This is a genomic window from Mesorhizobium sp. B2-4-7, from assembly GCF_006442685.1.
Classification (GTDB): Bacteria; Pseudomonadota; Alphaproteobacteria; order Rhizobiales; family Rhizobiaceae; genus Mesorhizobium.
In genome coordinates this window covers 38,427-54,733 of record NZ_VFVH01000008.1, presented here as the reverse complement: position 1 = coordinate 54,733, position 16,307 = coordinate 38,427, and the positions used below count along the sequence as shown (strand labels likewise).

Annotated in this window: 15 protein-coding genes; 5 read left to right on the top strand and 10 right to left on the bottom strand. The window is 64.0% G+C overall.

Annotated features, from left to right (window positions below):
• Position 1: 1 nt before the first annotated feature.
• From FJ946_RS20765 to FJ946_RS20755, 3 genes are all read right to left on the bottom strand, one after another.
• Positions 2–499, bottom strand: coding sequence for a MaoC family dehydratase (locus FJ946_RS20765; RefSeq protein WP_140495716.1), 498 nt, complete (start codon positions 497–499; stop codon positions 2–4).
• Positions 500–747: 248 nt separating this feature from the next.
• Positions 748–1,176, bottom strand: coding sequence for a phasin family protein (locus FJ946_RS20760; protein WP_140564115.1), 429 nt, complete (start codon positions 1,174–1,176; stop codon positions 748–750).
• A 70-nt stretch (positions 1,177–1,246) separates the two neighbouring features.
• Positions 1,247–2,542: a DUF445 domain-containing protein gene (locus tag FJ946_RS20755; protein WP_140564116.1), complete on the bottom strand. Its 1,296-nt coding sequence runs from the start codon at positions 2,540–2,542 to the stop codon at positions 1,247–1,249.
• Between the two features lie 398 nt (positions 2,543–2,940).
• Here FJ946_RS20755 and rirA point away from each other — a divergent pair, with 398 nt between their 5' ends.
• Positions 2,941–3,402: an iron-responsive transcriptional regulator RirA gene (gene rirA / locus FJ946_RS20750; protein WP_140495713.1), complete on the top strand. Its 462-nt coding sequence runs from the start codon at positions 2,941–2,943 to the stop codon at positions 3,400–3,402.
• Positions 3,403–3,480: 78 nt separating this feature from the next.
• On the opposite strand, the gene FJ946_RS20745 is transcribed toward rirA, so the two are convergent.
• From FJ946_RS20745 to hemP, 5 genes are read right to left on the bottom strand one after another with little or no spacing between them, the layout of a single operon-like run.
• On the bottom strand, positions 3,481–4,269 hold the full coding sequence (locus tag FJ946_RS20745) for a heme ABC transporter ATP-binding protein (RefSeq protein ID WP_140564117.1): 789 nt from the start codon (positions 4,267–4,269) through the stop codon (positions 3,481–3,483).
• A gap of 9 nt (positions 4,270–4,278) precedes the next feature.
• Positions 4,279–5,379, bottom strand: coding sequence for an iron ABC transporter permease (locus tag FJ946_RS20740; protein ID WP_140495711.1), 1,101 nt, complete (start codon positions 5,377–5,379; stop codon positions 4,279–4,281).
• A 5-nt stretch (positions 5,380–5,384) separates the two neighbouring features.
• A complete protein-coding gene (locus FJ946_RS20735) occupies positions 5,385–6,293 on the bottom strand; it encodes a hemin ABC transporter substrate-binding protein (RefSeq protein WP_140564118.1) in 909 nt (302 codons plus the stop codon).
• A gap of 10 nt (positions 6,294–6,303) precedes the next feature.
• A complete protein-coding gene (locus tag FJ946_RS20730) occupies positions 6,304–7,365 on the bottom strand; it encodes a hemin-degrading factor (protein WP_140517206.1) in 1,062 nt (353 codons plus the stop codon).
• Between the two features lie 18 nt (positions 7,366–7,383).
• A complete protein-coding gene (hemP, locus tag FJ946_RS20725; protein ID WP_023757683.1) occupies positions 7,384–7,590 on the bottom strand; it encodes a hemin uptake protein HemP in 207 nt (68 codons plus the stop codon).
• Between the two features lie 201 nt (positions 7,591–7,791).
• Between hemP and FJ946_RS20720 the strand changes: the two genes are divergently transcribed.
• From FJ946_RS20720 to FJ946_RS20710, 3 genes are all read left to right on the top strand, one after another.
• Positions 7,792–9,981, top strand: coding sequence for a TonB-dependent hemoglobin/transferrin/lactoferrin family receptor (locus FJ946_RS20720; RefSeq protein WP_140564119.1), 2,190 nt, complete (start codon positions 7,792–7,794; stop codon positions 9,979–9,981).
• Between the two features lie 2 nt (positions 9,982–9,983).
• Positions 9,984–10,427, top strand: a complete 444-nt coding sequence (locus FJ946_RS20715) for a hypothetical protein (protein WP_140555086.1) — start codon at positions 9,984–9,986, stop codon at positions 10,425–10,427.
• 108 nt (positions 10,428–10,535) lie between these two features.
• Positions 10,536–10,850, top strand: a complete 315-nt coding sequence (locus tag FJ946_RS20710; protein ID WP_140555085.1) for an antibiotic biosynthesis monooxygenase — start codon at positions 10,536–10,538, stop codon at positions 10,848–10,850.
• Between the two features lie 28 nt (positions 10,851–10,878).
• On the opposite strand, the gene putA is transcribed toward FJ946_RS20710, so the two are convergent.
• A complete protein-coding gene (putA, locus tag FJ946_RS20705; protein WP_140564120.1) occupies positions 10,879–14,490 on the bottom strand; it encodes a bifunctional proline dehydrogenase/L-glutamate gamma-semialdehyde dehydrogenase PutA in 3,612 nt (1,203 codons plus the stop codon).
• A gap of 163 nt (positions 14,491–14,653) precedes the next feature.
• Here putA and FJ946_RS20700 point away from each other — a divergent pair, with 163 nt between their 5' ends.
• Complete coding sequence (locus FJ946_RS20700; protein WP_140732262.1) at positions 14,654–15,106, top strand: Lrp/AsnC ligand binding domain-containing protein; 453 nt, start codon at positions 14,654–14,656, stop codon at positions 15,104–15,106.
• 1 nt (position 15,107) lies between these two features.
• On the opposite strand, the gene FJ946_RS20695 is transcribed toward FJ946_RS20700, so the two are convergent.
• Entirely contained in the window at positions 15,108–16,307 is a 1,200-nt protein-coding gene (locus FJ946_RS20695) for a cytochrome c peroxidase (protein ID WP_140564122.1), read from the bottom strand.

Sequence of the window (16,307 nt, the reverse complement as noted above, 5' to 3'; positions counted from 1 at the left end):
CTCAGGCCCCTGCCCGCTTGCGGCGCTCATAGAGCATGACCAGCGTCTCGGCCGTCAGCGCCGGCTTTTCCTCGCCCTCGATCTCGACGGTGTTGGCGGCCTTCATCAGGTATTGGCCCGGCCCCCTGTCCTCCATGGACAGCAGCGTGGTGCGCAGCCGGATGCGTGCGCCCACCTTGACCGGCGCCAGGAAACGCACCTTGTCGAAGCCGTAGTTGAAGGCGGCCTGCGTGTTCTCGGGCACGATTCCCATGCCGAGCGCCAGCGCGCCGATGATCGACAGCGTCAGATAGCCATGGGCGATCGTCGTGCGGAACGGGCTTTGCCGCCGCGCCCGTTCGGGGTCGACATGGATCCATTGATGATCGCCGGTGCATTCGGCGAACTGGTTGATACGGTTCTGGTCGACTGTCGTCCATTCCGAGACGCCAAGCTCCTGCCCGGACATCGTCCTCAACTGCTCGTAGGTCGGCGGCGTCTTAGGCCGTATTTCGGTCATTCCTGTTTTCCCGATAGCTTCCAACGCTTCCGGACCACGAACCGGCGGCCTCTGTCAATTCGCCCTGCATGATTCCGTTCCGCCGGGACCGACGCGAATCCTGGCATGGTCCTACGTCAAGCCGTGTTCGCCCGGCCTTGGCATTTGAGGGTACCCATGGTGTAAAAGCATGGCGGCCGATGAAAGAGCATCCGAACAAAACTACGCCTGGCGCAGGGTTGGCAGGCAACCGGTCTTTGTCACGCAAGCTACTTCTTCTCGTAGCCGGCGCGGATTTCCTCCATCGCCTCCTTGATGCGCATGCGCAGGATGTCGACCGATTCGGTGCCGGATTTCCTGACCAGCTCGGCCACTTCGCTGGCATTCTTCAACGTGATCTCGAAGGATTTCCTGGCGAACTCAGTCTGCTTGGCCATCAGGTCCTGCGGCGTGCCGGGCGCTCTGTAGCCTTGCGTCATGTCGGCAATTTCGCGCAGCGTGTCCTGCAGCATCTCGCGTTGCCTGGAGAACAGCGACGACGCGCCGGCGGCACTTGCCCGCGCCGATTTCTCCAGCGCTTCAAGGTTCTTGCGGTGGTGCGCGAGGATTGCCTCGACATCGACATTGGGCAGTTTCAGATCGCGGCCGAACCGGCCGAACATGTCCGTGAAGGAATGGGAATCCGGTTGTTTGGCCATGCTCATCTGCTCCCCTGTTGCCGCGACTGCTGATGCCCCGCCCATGAGAATAGGGCATGGCGTGCGCCCGTCAATTGACGAGAAACAGCCGCTCCGCGGTGTAAAGCGCGATGCCGGCCAGACCGCCGATAATCATGCCGTTGAAGCGGATATATTGCAGGTCCCGGCCGATATTCATCTCGATCAGCCGCGTCAGTTGCGCCAGATCCCAGCGCTTGACCTGGTCTGCGATGAATTTCGATACGCCGCTCTTCTGGCTCTCGACGAAAGAGGACAGCGCCACCACGAATCCCTGGTTCATGTCGGCCCTGATCTTGGCGTCTCCAGCCAGATGCCGGCCGACCTCGACGAACATGTTGGCAAGATGCGCGCGGATGATCGATCGCGGCGCCTTGGCATCCTGCTCGATGAACAGCCTGAGGCTTTCCCACATGTCGCCGGCCAGCGCCTTGACTTCCGGCCTGGCGAGGAAATCGCGCTTCAGCTTCTCGGCGCGCCTTGCATATTGCTTCGACGTTCTCAACCGCTCGACGAAGGCTTGCGCGAAACGGTCGAATTCGGTGCGCATCGGGTGGTCGGGATCGGCTCTCACCTCGTCGAGCAGCGAACCGGCCGAGGCGACGATCTTCTTCAGGAGATAGGCGTCGGCCCTGAACAGCTTGAACAGCGACGGCAGTTCCTCGCGGATCTTTTCGCGCATGGTCGTCAGCGCCTGTTCATCGTTGAGGAACCGGCCGATCACCTTGATGAACTCATCGAACAGCCTCTGGTGACGGCGATCGTCGGTCAGGGCCGAGAGCAATTCGGCCGCCAACGGCGCCAGCGGCACTTTTTCGATCTGCTCCAGCATCCGGCTGGTGACGAAGCCGCGCAGCCCCGATTGCTCGACGGCGGCAAGCGTCTGCGGAACCAGGCGCACGACGAAACGCGACAGGCCCGCGGCACGTTCGGAATCGGCCAGCCAGTCGGCGACGAGCGCCGAGAAATCGACCTCGGCCAACTTTTCGCGCACCGGCTCGGGGGCAAGGAAATTGGCTTCGATGAAACGGCCGAGATTATCGGCGATACGGTTCTGGTTCTCGGGAATGATCGCGGTGTGCGGGATCGGCAGACCGAGAGGCCGCTTGAACAGCGCGACCACCGCATACCAGTCGGCCAGGCCGCCAATGGTCGCCGCCTCGGCAAAAGCGGCGACGAAGCCGAGCCAGGGATAGGTGCTCTCGAAGGACTTGGCCAGGGCGAACACGGCGACGCAAAGCGCAAGTGCCCCCGTGGCGACGAATTTGGTCCGCCGCAGCATTACAATCTTGGCATGCGCGTCGGCATCATATCCGCCGGAAGCCATGGCCGTGGCTGATTGTGACATGTCAGAGCCGCTCCTCGTCGATCTCTGATCTATTTAGAGCATTCCAGGAAAGGTGTGTAACGCTGTTCCCTGGAAAAGCGCTTAGCGCTTTCCCCAGGGAATTGCGTGAAAACAAAGAGTTAGGGCGGTCGGCCATTCTGCCGATCACTGGACCGCTCTGGTGTTTCGCCCGAGAAAATGCGCGTGACAGCCGATTCGGCCCGCGTCTTGCCGCCTTGCGCACACAAAGTTGACGGGAATATTCAGCTATTAGGCGAAGCTAGTCTGGAATTATTCCAAGGTATAGGCCATATTCCGCCGAGGCCAGTGTGGCGAATCCGAAAGCTCGGAGCAAAGCCGCACCAGCAAAGTTCAAAATCTGGCGTGATCGCAGCTCGCCGGCGCTTTGTGAGGACAAGATGCGACTTACCCGCCAGACCAATTACGCCATGCGCATCCTGATGTATTGCGCGGCCAATACCGATCGGCTGAGCCGCATCCCCGAGATCGCCGCCGCCTATTCGGTGTCGGAGCTTTTCCTGTTCAAGATCCTCCAGCCACTGGTCGAGAATGGCCTTGTCGAGACGGTGCGTGGCCGCAATGGCGGCGTCAGGCTTGGCCGTGCCGCGGAATCGATCAACCTGTTCGACGTCGTGCGCGTGACGGAGGAAAGCTTCGCCATGGCCGAGTGCTTCGAGAACGACGCCGCGGAATGCCCTCTGGTCGACAGTTGCGCGCTGAATTCCGCGTTGCGCGAGGCGCTCAACGCCTTCTTCGCGGTCCTTGCCCGCTATACGATCGCCGATCTCGTGGCGGCGCGTCCGAACGTGCGCAACCTGCTCGGCATTGACCTGCTGGAGCGCCGCGCACCGGCGGCCTGATCCGGTTTGCCGCAGGCTGGACCTGCGGCGAACGTCCAGAATCTAGGCCGCTGCCAGAATCTAGGCCGCTGCCAGAATCTAGGCCACTGATTGAGGCAGCACGAACGGCATATTGCCGGCTGGCAGGACTCCAACCCTTAAGCGGCAACCGAATACCCTTTCGATCAGATCGTCGCTCAGCACATCCTGCGGCGAACCGGTGGCGGCAAGCCGGCCGCGGTGCATGACGAAAATCCGGTCGGCATACATCGCCGTCAGGTTGAGGTCGTGCAGGATGGCAACCACGCCGCCGCCCGTTCTGGCGAAGTCGCGGGCAATGTTCATGATGATCAGCTGGTGCTTGATGTCGAGGCTGGACACCGGCTCGTCCAGGAACAGATAGCGCGGCTTGCCGTCGAGCACCGGCGCCCAGATTTGGCACAGCACGCGGGCGAGTTGAACGCGCTGCTGCTCGCCGCCGGAAAGCTCCTGATAGAAGCGGCCGGCGAAACCGTCGAGGTCGACACGCGCCAGCGCCCGTTCCGGCAGGCGTTCGTCCTCGCCCGGCAGCACACCTGAGCGGCCTCCGACAAGGCCGAGCCTGACAATCTCGCGCACAGTAAAGGGAAACGACAAGGTCGTCGCCTGCGGCAGCACCGCGCGCAGCGTCGCCGCCTCGACTGGCGTTATCGTCGAGAGCTCGCGGCCGTTGATGGCAATCCGGCCGGTATGCGCGAGTTCCCCCGACAGCGCCTTGAGGAAGGTCGTCTTGCCCGACCCATTGGGGCCGACAATGGCCGAAATCTCACCCGGCCTGACCTCGAAATCGACGCCGGCGACAATGCCTTTCCTGCCGATCGCCACCGAAACATCGCGCGCTTCGATCATGAAACACCCCTACAGGTCGATGACGCCGCGCTTGCGCAGCAGGATCCAGAGGAAGAACGGCGCCCCGGCGATCGCCGTGACGATGCCGATCGGCAGTTCGGCGGGCGCCACGATGGTGCGCGCGACCGCGTCGGCCAAAAGCAGCAGCGAGGCGCCGAGCAGCGCCGAGGCAGGCAGCAGATAGCGGTTGTCGGGGCCGATCAGCAGGCGCAGCAGATGCGGCACCACGATGCCGATGAAACCGATGCCGCCGCTGACGGCGACGGAGGCGCCGACCGCCGCCGAGACGCCGACGATGGCCGTGTACTTAAGCCGTTGCACCGGGATGCCGAGATGGCCGGCGGTCGCCTCGCCCAGCGCCAGCGCATTGAGGCCGCGAGCCAGGAACGGCATCGCCGCCAGCGAAAGCACGATGACCGGGCCGACAGAGCCGATCTTCTGCCATGTCGCACCGGCCAGCGAGCCGAGTTGCCAGAAGGTCAGGTCGCGCAGTTGCCGGTCGTCGGCCATGAAGATCAGGATACCGGTCAGCGCCATGGCAAGTGCGGCCAGCGCCAGGCCGGCAAGCAGCATGGTGGCGACGGATGTGCGGCCCTGCCGCGTCGCGACCTTGTAGAGCAGCAACGTCACCGACAACCCGCCGCCGAAGGCCGCCAGAGGAAGGGTCAGCGCGCCGAACGAGGCGGTCACCGGCGACAGCACGGTCGTGCCGAGCACGATGACGGCCACCGCGCCGAGGCTGGAGCCCGCCGAAACACCGATAAGGCCGGGGTCGGCAAGCGGATTGCGGAACAGCCCCTGCATGACCGCGCCGGAGACCGCGAGCGCAGCCCCGATCAGCACGCCGAGCACGACGCGCGGCAGCCTTATGTCATAGACGATGAGGCGATCTCGCGCGCTCATCGCCACGTCGCCAGGCGCTGCGCCGAACAGCCAGTCGCCGACGACCTTGACGGCGGAGGCATCCGAGGCGCCGGAGGTCAGCGACAGCAATACCGCTGCCGCAAGCACGACGCAGGCGAGCGCGATGACCAGACGGGCGCGCCCGGAACGGTCACCGTCGCTGGCCATCTTCCTCTCCGCCGGCCCGGCGATCGACTGGTCGACCATGCCGCTCAGTCCGTAATCTGCGTGCCATAGAGCGCGGCGGCGAGGTCGTGGACGGCGTCGGCCGTGCGTGGTCCGAAGCCGAGCAGATAGCCGCCGTCGATGCGGATCAGCTTGCGCGCGGTTCCGGCCGGCGTCGAGGCGATCGACGCGTTGCCGAACAGTTCATCGTCCGATACCGGCGGCCCGGCATTGCTCATCATCAGGATCGCGTCCGGCCTGGCGGTGACAACAGCCTCGTCTGACAGTTGCTTGTAGCCGGAGAAGCCTTCGATCGCGTTGACGCCGCCGGCCAGCTTGATGATGCCGTTGGCCGCGGTATCGCTGCCGGCCGCCATGATCTTGCCGCCCTGCATCGACAGCACGAACAGCACGCGCTTGCGCTTCTTGATCGAGGCCGTCTGCTTTTCCGCCGTCTGCAGCTTGGCATCGATCTCCCTGGCCAGCGCTTCGGCCTTGGCGTCGGCGCCGAGCGCCTTGCCGACCACGCGGACCTTTTCGAGGATGCCTTCACGGTCGTACCGGTCAGGCACTTCGATGAAGGGGATGCTCGTCTTCTTCAGCACGTCGAGCGCCTCCTTGGGGCCGCTGCCGTGCAGCGCCAGCATGCCCGAAGGGTTGACCGACAGCACACCCTCCGGCGACAGCTGGCGCATGTAGCCGACATCTGGCAGGTCGAGAGCTGCTTTCGGATAGCGGCTGGTGGAATCGCGCGCCACAAGATGCTTTTCCTCGCCGAGCGCATAGACGATCTCGGTGATCGAGCCGCCGATGGACGCGATCCTGGTGGGATCGGCGAAGACGGAGACACCGTCGCCGGCGTTGGCCGGCTGCGGTGCGCCGAAGGCAAGGGAAAGACCGAGCATCGGGCCAAGCATCGATCCGCGCACAACCGTCAATCCGGTGAGAAGACCCATCATCGTTTCCTCAGGCTGCGGTCGGGCTTGGAATGCGCGGCAGGTTCTCGGCCAGGAAGCGCCAGTCGTCGCGCTCACCCTCTCCTTCATGGCGCTTGCCGAAGAACTGGATGATCATGTTGCCGCCGGCGTCGTAGACCTCCAGCGACGTAACATGGCCGTCCTTGGTCGGCTTGCGCACGGCCCAGACCTCATGAATGTGGTCGGTGCGCAGGTGCAGATGGAAGGTCTCGTCCAGCACATTGATCCATGGCCCCATTGGCTTGATCGACTTGACCGGACCGGAATGGATTTGGATACAGCCGCGGTTTCCCACAAAGCACATGATCGGCATCTCGCCCTCGGCGGCACGATTGAACATGGCTCTCACCGCATCATTGTCGAGCAGCCATGCATAGTCCTGGCCCACCATGCGCACCGCCTGGCGGCGGCTGAGCTTCAACGTCTTCAGCATGCCGAAGAACTGATGCACGTCGGTCAGCCGGCTCCAGCGATCGCGCAGATCGTCGAGATTCGCGGTCGTTGTCACCGCCTCGCCTTCGTTCTCGGCGGCTGGCCCCGAAATGGCGACCAGTGGCTCCTGGTTCGGCGATTCCAGCGAAGCGACCAGTTTCTGATAGGCATAGAGGTTTGACCCCGGCCGCAAATGCACCTTGTGCACCGCCTCGCCCGCCGCGTCGAAGAATTGCAGGCTGCGGCGGATGTCGTCGCCGTCGCGTTTTTCCACGGCAAAGCCGTGCGCCCATATTTTCGGGAAAATGCGCAGGTCGATGTTCTCGCCCAGCACCATGGCATTGTGATTGCCGGTGACGACCTTGTCGTAGGCGCCGATCTTTTCATGCACGGCGCTTTCGTTGCGGGTGAGCGCCATCACCTCGCCGACGGCTTCGAGGCCGGTCAGAAGATCGTTGACGCGTGGCTCGACGCGAACGACACCGTCGCCGCAATGCGCGGCCACCAACTCAGCCTCCGAAATGCCAAGCTGTGCGGCCAGATCGCGCTCGCGCGTTTTCGGATTGTCCGTCCGCGCCCGCCGGATTTCGTGCGGGGTGGGTTTTACGCGCTGGTCCATTATCCTGCTACCTTACGCTTACTTGTTGAGGATGAGCTTGCCCTGACGGGTGATCTTGAGCCGGTAGAGCGCGCCGTGATGCTCGATGCCGATCTCGTGCTCACCTTGGAACAGCGTGTTGCTCGACAGCGTCCGCACCGCCAGCGGAACGCGGTCGAAGCGGGCGGAGGCATCGTCGGAACGGCGGACGCGATAGCGGAAGTCGTTGGGATTGTGCGTGTTCATGTGGATCGGTCCCTTTCCTGTGCCGGGCGTCTGGCTAGGCGTTTGCGTCATCCGATTCATTCTTGACTTGAATAATCATGTTTACTAGTCAGTGCAATACCGGATTAAATGAGTCAAGATTTAAGACGGGAATGCGATCACAAATGCCAGCCAGCCCCAGGCCAGCCCGCATCGAACCTGGAAACTTTGGAGTTGGGGCACATGGGGTTAGCGATTTGGGAACGGCGCGGCTGGTCGGGGCCGAACGGTGCAGTGGCTTTGCTGGCGGGCGTGGCGGCGATTGCCTTGTTCGTGCCACCTGCCAACGCTCAGCAATCCGCACAGGCGGCGGGAGAGCAGGCCGATCAATCGAAGCAGGCTGAGGGGGAAAAGCCGGCGCCAGCGGGCGCAACGCTGCTCGACAAGGTTCTGGTCATCAGCCGCACCGGAGAAACGGCCATCCAATCGCTGGCCTCGGCCAGCCATATCGACCAGGAACAGCTCGATCGCCGCATGGCGACGACGCCGAACGAAATGCTGTTCGGCGTGCCCGGCGTCGCGGCGCAGGCCGATGCCAGGCGCGTCAGCACCAGCGTCAATATCCGCGGCCTGCAGGATTTCGGCCGCGTCGCGATCATCGTCGACGGCGCGCGGCAGAACTTCCAGCGTTCCGACCATGGCACCCAATCGACCTTCTACGTTGACCCCGAGCTTATCAAATCCGTCGACGTCATCCGTGGTCCGGTCGCCAACACCTATGGCTCGGGCGCGATAGGCGGCGTGGTCTTCTTCGACACCAAGGACGCCCAGGACTTTCTCAGGCCGGACGAGACATGGGCTGGTTCCGTCACCGGACGCTACGAGAGCAACGGCAAGGGCTGGACCACCAGCGCATCCGGCGCCTATCGCTTCAATGACGATTGGGATGCGCTGGGCAATATCGTTTACCGCAACTATGACGACTACAAGGATGGCGACGGCGACACGGTCAAGGGCACCGGCTTCGATGTATTGAGCGGACTGCTCAAGACCACAATCCATCCGAGCGACAATAGCGAACTGAAGCTCGGCTGGGTCGGTTCGAGCGACGGCTGGAAAGAGATCAGCGGCGGCATGCCGGTCAATGACGTCGACCTGAAGTCAAACACCTTCACCGCTCGCTACAATATCACGGACGAAGACAAGAGCTGGCTCGACCTCCACGTCAACGCCTCCTACAACAAGACCAATCTCGACCTGACCAGCCTTGTTCCGCAGCGCCGCTTCGATCCCGTCACCGGCCTTCCCGTGATGTTGCCGGCAGGTTCGACGTCGACCTTCGATGTCGGCACAGCCGCCATCGACATCTGGAACACGTCGCGATTCGAGACAGGCGGCCTCGCGCATGAACTGACCTATGGCGGCGACTGGGTGAATGACGACGTCGAGACTGGCGGCACGGCAGGCGGCGACAGCTTCTACACGCCTTCCGGCGAGCGCAACGTTTCTGGCGCCTACGTCCAGGACAAGCTCAGCTGGGATTGGCTCGAAGTCATTGCCGGGCTGCGCTATGACAATTACAGCCTCGAGGACGACACGCACGAAACGTCGGGCGACCGCCTGTCGCCGCGCATCACCGTCGGCGTCTCGCCTTTCGAAAGCGCCGGCCTTGCCGGCCTGCAATTCTACGGCACCTACGCGGAGGGCTACCGGTCGCCTTCGCTGACCGAAACCCTGATCAGCGGCAACCATCCGGCGGGTGTCAGCTTCCCGTTCCTGCCCAATCCCAATTTAAAGCCCGAAACCGGCAAGACCGTCGAATTCGGTGTCAATTACAAGCAGAACGACATTCTGGAATCCGGCGACGCGTTTCGGCTGAAGGCAGCCTACTTCAACAACGACGTCGACGATTATATTGACGGCGTTACGCTGTCGGCCTTTGATCCGACCAGTGGCTGCCCCTTGGGGCCGGGCATTCCGATCTGCTTCCAGTACCAGAACTTCGCCAAGGCAAAGATCAACGGCTTCGAGATGGAAGGCGTTTATGATGCAGCATGGGGCTACGCCGGACTTTCCGCCTCCATCATCAATGGTCACACCATATCCTACGAAGGCGATCGGGCGGACCTTGCCACGATACCGTCCGCGCAGGTCACCGCGCAGCTCGGCCTGCGCTTCCTCGAGGACAAACTCACTGTCGGCGGCGAGGTGCAGTACAATGGCAAGCCCAAGGGTAACCCGATCGCCGAGGACTATACGCTGGTCAACGCTTTCGCCAGCTACCAGGCGACCGACAGTCTGAAGGTTGATTTCCGCGCCGACAATCTATTCGATGTCAAATACGCCAATCCGTTGAACGGTAGCACCACGGTCGCGGTCTATGAACCGGGCATAACGCTGAAGCTGGCGGCAACGATGCGATTTGGAGGATGATGATGACGAACTTGACGGCATCCCTTCGTCTGCTGACCTCGGCGCTGGCGATGTCGCTTGCAGCAGTTCCGGCGTGGGCACAAGAGTCCGCGTCGGCGCCTGCTCTCGTCCTTGAACTCAATGGCGCGCAACCCTCCGAAAAGGGCTGCCGCCTGACCTTCGTGGTCACCAACAATCTCGGCGCCGACCTTTCCAGGGCGGCGTTCGAGATCGCGCTGTTCAACGACGCCGGCGTCGTCGACCGCCTGACCGTGCTCGACTTCAAGGACCTGCCGGCCGGCAAGACCAAGGTGACGCGCTTCGATCTCGCTGGCACCAACTGCGCCAAGGTCAGCCGCGTGCTGATCAACAGCGCGACCGAATGCGTCGGCACCGGCGTCGAGCCGAACACCTGCATGCGAAAACTCAAGACAGATGCCAAGACCAGCATCGCCTTCGGGGTCTGAGCACGGCGTGGGACTGCGTGCGGCATGCCTGCGGCACGCAAGCAGGCCTTTCTGAACTTACCCAATCGGGAGCCACCCGTCTCAGTCCAGGAAATCGAAAGGAACTCCATGTACATCGCCATGAACCGCTTCAAGGTGCAGAACGGCTCGGAAGCCGATTTCGAAGCTGTGTGGAAAAACCGCGATTCCAGCCTCGCGGAAATGAAGGGTTTCCGGGAGTTCCATCTGCTTCGCGGCCCAGTGAACGAGACCGAGGGCTATACGCTGTTTGCCTCGCACACGGTCTGGGCAAGCCACGACGATTTCATCGCCTGGACCAAGTCGGAGAACTTTCGCGCCGCCCACAGGAACGTCGGCACGACGAAGGTCCACTATATCGGCCATCCCCAGTTCGAGGGTTTTTCGGTCGTCGAGGGCGCCTGAAGCAACCTCGCCAGCCGGATAAGGGTCCTCACGCCGCCGCAAGCAGGCTGGCATTGCCGCCCGCGGCGGTCGTGTCGACGCAAACGGCCCGCTCATGCGCGTAAGCCGCCGGATTGAGCACCTCGCTGACCAGCGGCACGATCGGCCCTGCGCGTTCGGCGATCACCTTGCGCACGATACGCGCCGCTTCCGGCGTCCCCGAGAAGGCGACGACGTCGACGTGCAACGACCGAGCCTCGACCGGATCGGGGCGGCCGTCGATCGCCGCCAGCGGCAGGCCCTTGCCGGTCAGCGCTGAAAGTGCCGCCGGCGCTCCTGGCGCCACCGCCAGCACCGCATTGCCGGCGGCGAGCGCCTGAATCGTCTGGGCAAGCAGCGTGTCGCCGTCTGGTCCCAGGCACAGCACCCGGCCGCGCGGCGCCAGTGACAGCGTGTTGGCCTCGCCGGTCGGCCCGGGCAGGTCGATCTGGCCGAAATCGATACCGGCGGCTGCTCCGATCGCCGCGGCACCTTTGCCGCGCAAATGCTTGCGCAGGATGGCGATGCGGTCCGGCCGCGTCGACCAGCCGCCAAGCGCGGGATCGGGCAGATTGTCGGCGAGTTCGGTCGCCGTCACCTTGTGGCCGTCGCCAACAGGCGCGCCTGCCTCCGGTCCCTTGCGAAAGCGCCGGAGATAATGCGGTCCGCCGGCTTTGGGCCCGGTGCCGGACAGCCCCTCGCCGCCGAACGGCTGCGAGCCGACGACCGCGCCGATCTGGTTGCGGTTGACATAGATGTTGCCGGCATGGATCCCGTCGACGAAATGCTGCACGCGACCCTCGATGCGGGTGTGCAGACCGAACGTCAGGCCGTAGCCCTTGCGGTTGATGGCGGCGATCACCGCATCGATCTCATCGGCGTCGAAACTGGCGACATGGAGCACCGGCCCGAACACTTCGCGCTCCATCTCCTCGATACCCTTGACCCGAAACACATGCGGCGCGACGAAGCGGCCATCCCTGGGTGCTTCGAGCTTGGCGATCAGCCGTCCCTGCAAACCCATCGTCGTGCAGTAATCGCGGATCGAACCCTGCGCCTCGTCGTCGATGACGGGACCGACATCCGTCGAGATAGCCCAGGGATCGCCGACCTTGAGCGCCTCCATGGCGCCCTTCAGCATCTCCAGCATCTTCTTCTCGACATCCTTCTGCACATAGAGGACGCGCAGCGCCGAACAGCGCTGGCCCGCACTCTGGAAGGCGGAGGCGAGGATATCGCGCACCGCCTGCTCGGGCAGCGCGGTGGAATCGACGATCATGGCATTCAGCCCGCCCGTCTCGGCGATCAGCATGGCATCGGGCGCGGCTGTCTCGGCCAGTTGCTTCTCGATCAGCTTGGCGACCTCGGTCGAGCCGGTGAAGCAGACGCCGGCAATGCGCGGATCTGATGTCAGTGGCCCCCCGACCGAGGGGCCATCGCCCGGCAGAAGCTGGATGACGTCTTCCGGCACGCCGGCCTCGCGCAGCATTTCGACGGCTCGGAAAGCGATCAGCGGCGTCTGTTCGGCGGGCTTTGCAATTACCGAATTGCCGGTGACGAGCGCTGCGGCGATCTGGCCCGTGAAGATGGCGAGGGGGAAATTCCACGGCGAGATGCAGACAATGACGCCGCGCGCCTCGGTGCCCGCTTCGGCATTGGCCGCCTCGGCCGCGTAATAGCGCAGGAAATCCACCGCTTCGCGCACTTCGGCGACGCCGTCGGCCAGCGATTTGCCGGCCTCGCGGGTGGCCAGCGCGAAGAATTCGACGGCATTGGCCTCGTAGAGATCGGCGGCGCGATTGAGGATGGCCGCGCGCTCGGCAACCGGACGCTTTGCCCAGGCTGGCTGCGCTTCGACGGCGATGCGCACGGCGGTTGCCGCCTGCTTGGCGGTGGCTTCGCTGACCATGCCCACCACTTCCGAAGGCCTGGCGGGATTGACGACCGGGCGTTGCTCGCCATAGCCGGCCGCGCGCGTGATCGGCTTGGCGTGCCAGCGGTTAGGGCCCGCGAAGGCTGTCCTCTCCTTGTCGATCGCTGCCAACGTCACCGGATCGGTGATGTCGAACCCTTTCGAGTTGCGGCGGCTTGCACCGAAGATGACGACAGGCCGGGGGATCGCGGGATTGGCGGCGGGGCCTTGGCTCTCGACCGCTTCTAGCGGGTCGCGCGCGATGTCTTCGGGCTCGACATCCTCGTCGGTGAGTTGGTGGACGAAAGATGAATTGGCGCCGTTCTCCAGCAGCCGGCGCACCAGATAGGCGAGCAGGTCGGAATGCGCGCCGACAGGCGCGTAGATGCGGCAGCGCGTGCCTTCGGCCTTACGCACCGTCTCGTGCAACGCCTCGCCCATCCCGTGCAGGCGCTGGAACTCGAAGCTCTCACGGTTCTTCGTCATCGACAGGATGGCGGCGACAGTGTGGGCATTGTGGGTGGCGAATTGCGGATAGATGCGATCGGTCATCGACAAAAGCTTTCTCGCGCAAGCGAGATAAGAAACGTCGGTGTTGACCTTGCGGGTGAAGACGGGGTAGCCGGCGAGCCCCAGCGTCTGCGCCCGCTTGATCTCGGTATCCCAATAGGCACCCTTGACCAGCCGCACCATGATGGTGCGATCGCATTTCGTGGCAAGCGCATAGAGCCAGTCGATGACGAAGGCAGCGCGCGGACCATAGGCCTGGACGACGACGCCAAAGCCGTTCCAGCCTGCAAGCTCCGGCTCGGCAAGCACGCGCTCGATGACGTCGAGCGAGAGGTCGAGGCGATCGGCCTCCTCGGCATCGATATTGAGGCCCATGCGCGAATGGCGCGCCGCGAGCGCCAGCGAAAGGAGCCGCTCGGCCATGACAGGCAGCATCTCTTCCTTCTGCGCTTCCTCGTAGCGCGGATGCAGCGCCGAGAGCTTCACCGAGATGCCGTGGTTGTGGCGGATATCAGGCCCGTTTGAACCGGCATCGAGTGACGAGATGGCGTCTGCATAGGCCTTGTGGTAGCGCAGCGCATCGGCCTCGGTGCGGGCCGCCTCGCCCAGCATGTCGAAGGAATAGAGATAACCCTTCTGCGTCATCGGCCGGCCGCGCTTCACGGCTTCGGCGATGGTGCGGCCGAGCACGAACTGCTCGCCCATCTCGCGCATCGCCGCCGCCACCGCCTTGCGGATGACGGGCTCGCCGAGCCTGCGCACCATGGCGCGCAGCGTGCCTTCGATGCCGCCCTCGCCTTCGTCGAGCACGCGGCCGGTCAGCATCAGCGCCCAGGTCGAGGCGTTGACGAAGATGGAGCTTGAGCCGCCCGAATGCGCCGACCAGTCGTGCGGCGCGATCTTGTCGGCGATGAGGTCGTCCATCGTCTCGGTATCGGGCACGCGCAGCAGTGCTTCGGCCAGGCACATCAGCGCCACGCCCTCCTTGGTGGAAAGGCCATAGGCGGAGAGGAAAACCTCCATCAGCCGTGGATCGGACGAGCCGCGCACCGCCCGCACCAGATCGGCGGCACGAGCCGAAATCGCCCGGCGATCCTCCGCCGAGAGGCCGCTCGCCTCGGCCAGCGCCTTCACGGCCTGATCCTCGTCGGGCAGATAGTTGGCGCGGATTTGCTGGCGGATGGCGTCGAGCGCTGGCATGGCGGGTCCTACGGCAAGCACAAGGGAGCGGGCCGGCGGTCACCGGACCGAATGGCGCAAGCTAGCACAGGTCCCGATTTTCAGGCGGTCTGAAGAAATCGACATTGCAGTTCGATCGATCTATCATATCACCGCAAACTACCCGAAGAAGGCTGCATTTTCGATGAGGAAAGACCAATTGGACCGCATCGACAGGAACATCCTGTCGGCGCTGGCAAGCGACGGCAGGCTTTCCATGTCGGAGCTCGCCGCCAAGGTCGGCCTGTCCAAGACGCCGGTTCAGGCGCGGGTGAAGCGGCTGGAGAAGGACGGCTATATCAGAGGCTACCAGGCGATTATCGATCGCGAGCGCATGGGCGAAGGCCATGTCGCCTTCGTCCAGGTGAAACTGTCCGACACCCGGTCCGCCGCACTCGATGCCTTCAACCGTGCCGTACAGGCCGTGCCCGAGATCGAGCAGTGCCACATGATGGCGTCGAGCTTCGACTACCTCTTGAAGGTGCGGACCCGGGACATCGCCGCCTACCGCCGCGTGCTCGGCGAACGCATCTCCGCCTTGCCCCATGTCGCCCAGACCTCGACCTTCGTGGCGATGGAGACTGTGAAGGATCGATAATTCACTCCGCCAAGGTCTTCAAAAACGCCACCAGCGCCGCGCGCTCGCGGTCCGACAGCTCAAGCGGATGAATTTCGGATGTACCCTCAACGCTGGGGGCTGCCTTCGCGTAGTGCGCCACCACTTCGTCGAGCGACGCAAACTGACCGGCGTGCATGTAGGGCGGCCGCGTGGCCGCGCCGCGCAGCGAAGGCGTCTTGTAGGCGCGCACCAATTCCGGCGCATCCTTGACCATGAACCGCAATTCGCCGCAGGCGCCGACATCGCCATCGCGATAGGCGCCGAAGCAGTTGAACGGGTCGGCCTGAACTTGGCGTACCGCGTCGACGCGGCCGCGATCCGGCGGCAGCCCGTTGACCGGCGGCACGCCGGTGTTGTGGAACCCATTGTCGGTGAAGCGCGGCCCATTGTGGCAGGTCACGCAATTGGCCTTGCCGATGAACAGTTTCAGGCCGAGGATTTCCTCCCGGGAGAAGGCGGCGTCGCCTTTCGGCTCGGCGCCGGTCGCCAGGTCCAGCGCGAACCGGTCGAAGCGGGCCTGCGGCGGCTCGATCGAGCGTTCGAAGGCAGCGATTGCCTTGCCGATGTTGGCGAACACCCGGTTTATCGCGTCACGCTGCTGGTCGCTCATGGCGCTCCATGCAGCCTTCTCGGCATCGCTGCCGAGCGGACTGGCATTGGCTGGTATGTCGGACAGATCGGGCAGCGGGCCGAAGATGCGCTCGTAGCGGTCGCCGAAGCGCGCCTTGAGGTAATGCGCATAGGCGGCACGGTTTCCCGCCTGCTCCAGCGGGTTCTCCAGCGGCGTGAGCGCCTGCGCCCACAGGCTGTCGCGCCGTCCGTCCCAGAAAAACCAGGGATCGCGCGCGATGCCGGCGAGCGGCATGGTACGCCGGTTCGTGCGGCCGACGCCAACCGCCTGCGGCAGGCCGTCCTGAAACTGCCGGTCGATCTTGTGGCAGGTCGAGCAGGACACCGTGCCGTCGCGGCTCATGCTGGCGTCGAAGAACAGCGTCGAGCCAAGGGCAGCGGCGGCCGGGACATCGGCGAACCGGTTGGTGGTGTCGGGTTTCAGGGCCGGCAGCCTCGACAGCGCCAGCGAGGCGATGGTCTTCTTCTCGGCATCGGAAAAATCCGGCTTGCCGCAGCCGGCAAGGACGGCCATCGCCATCAAGACGAAAAAGCGCGCAAGACGCCTCAT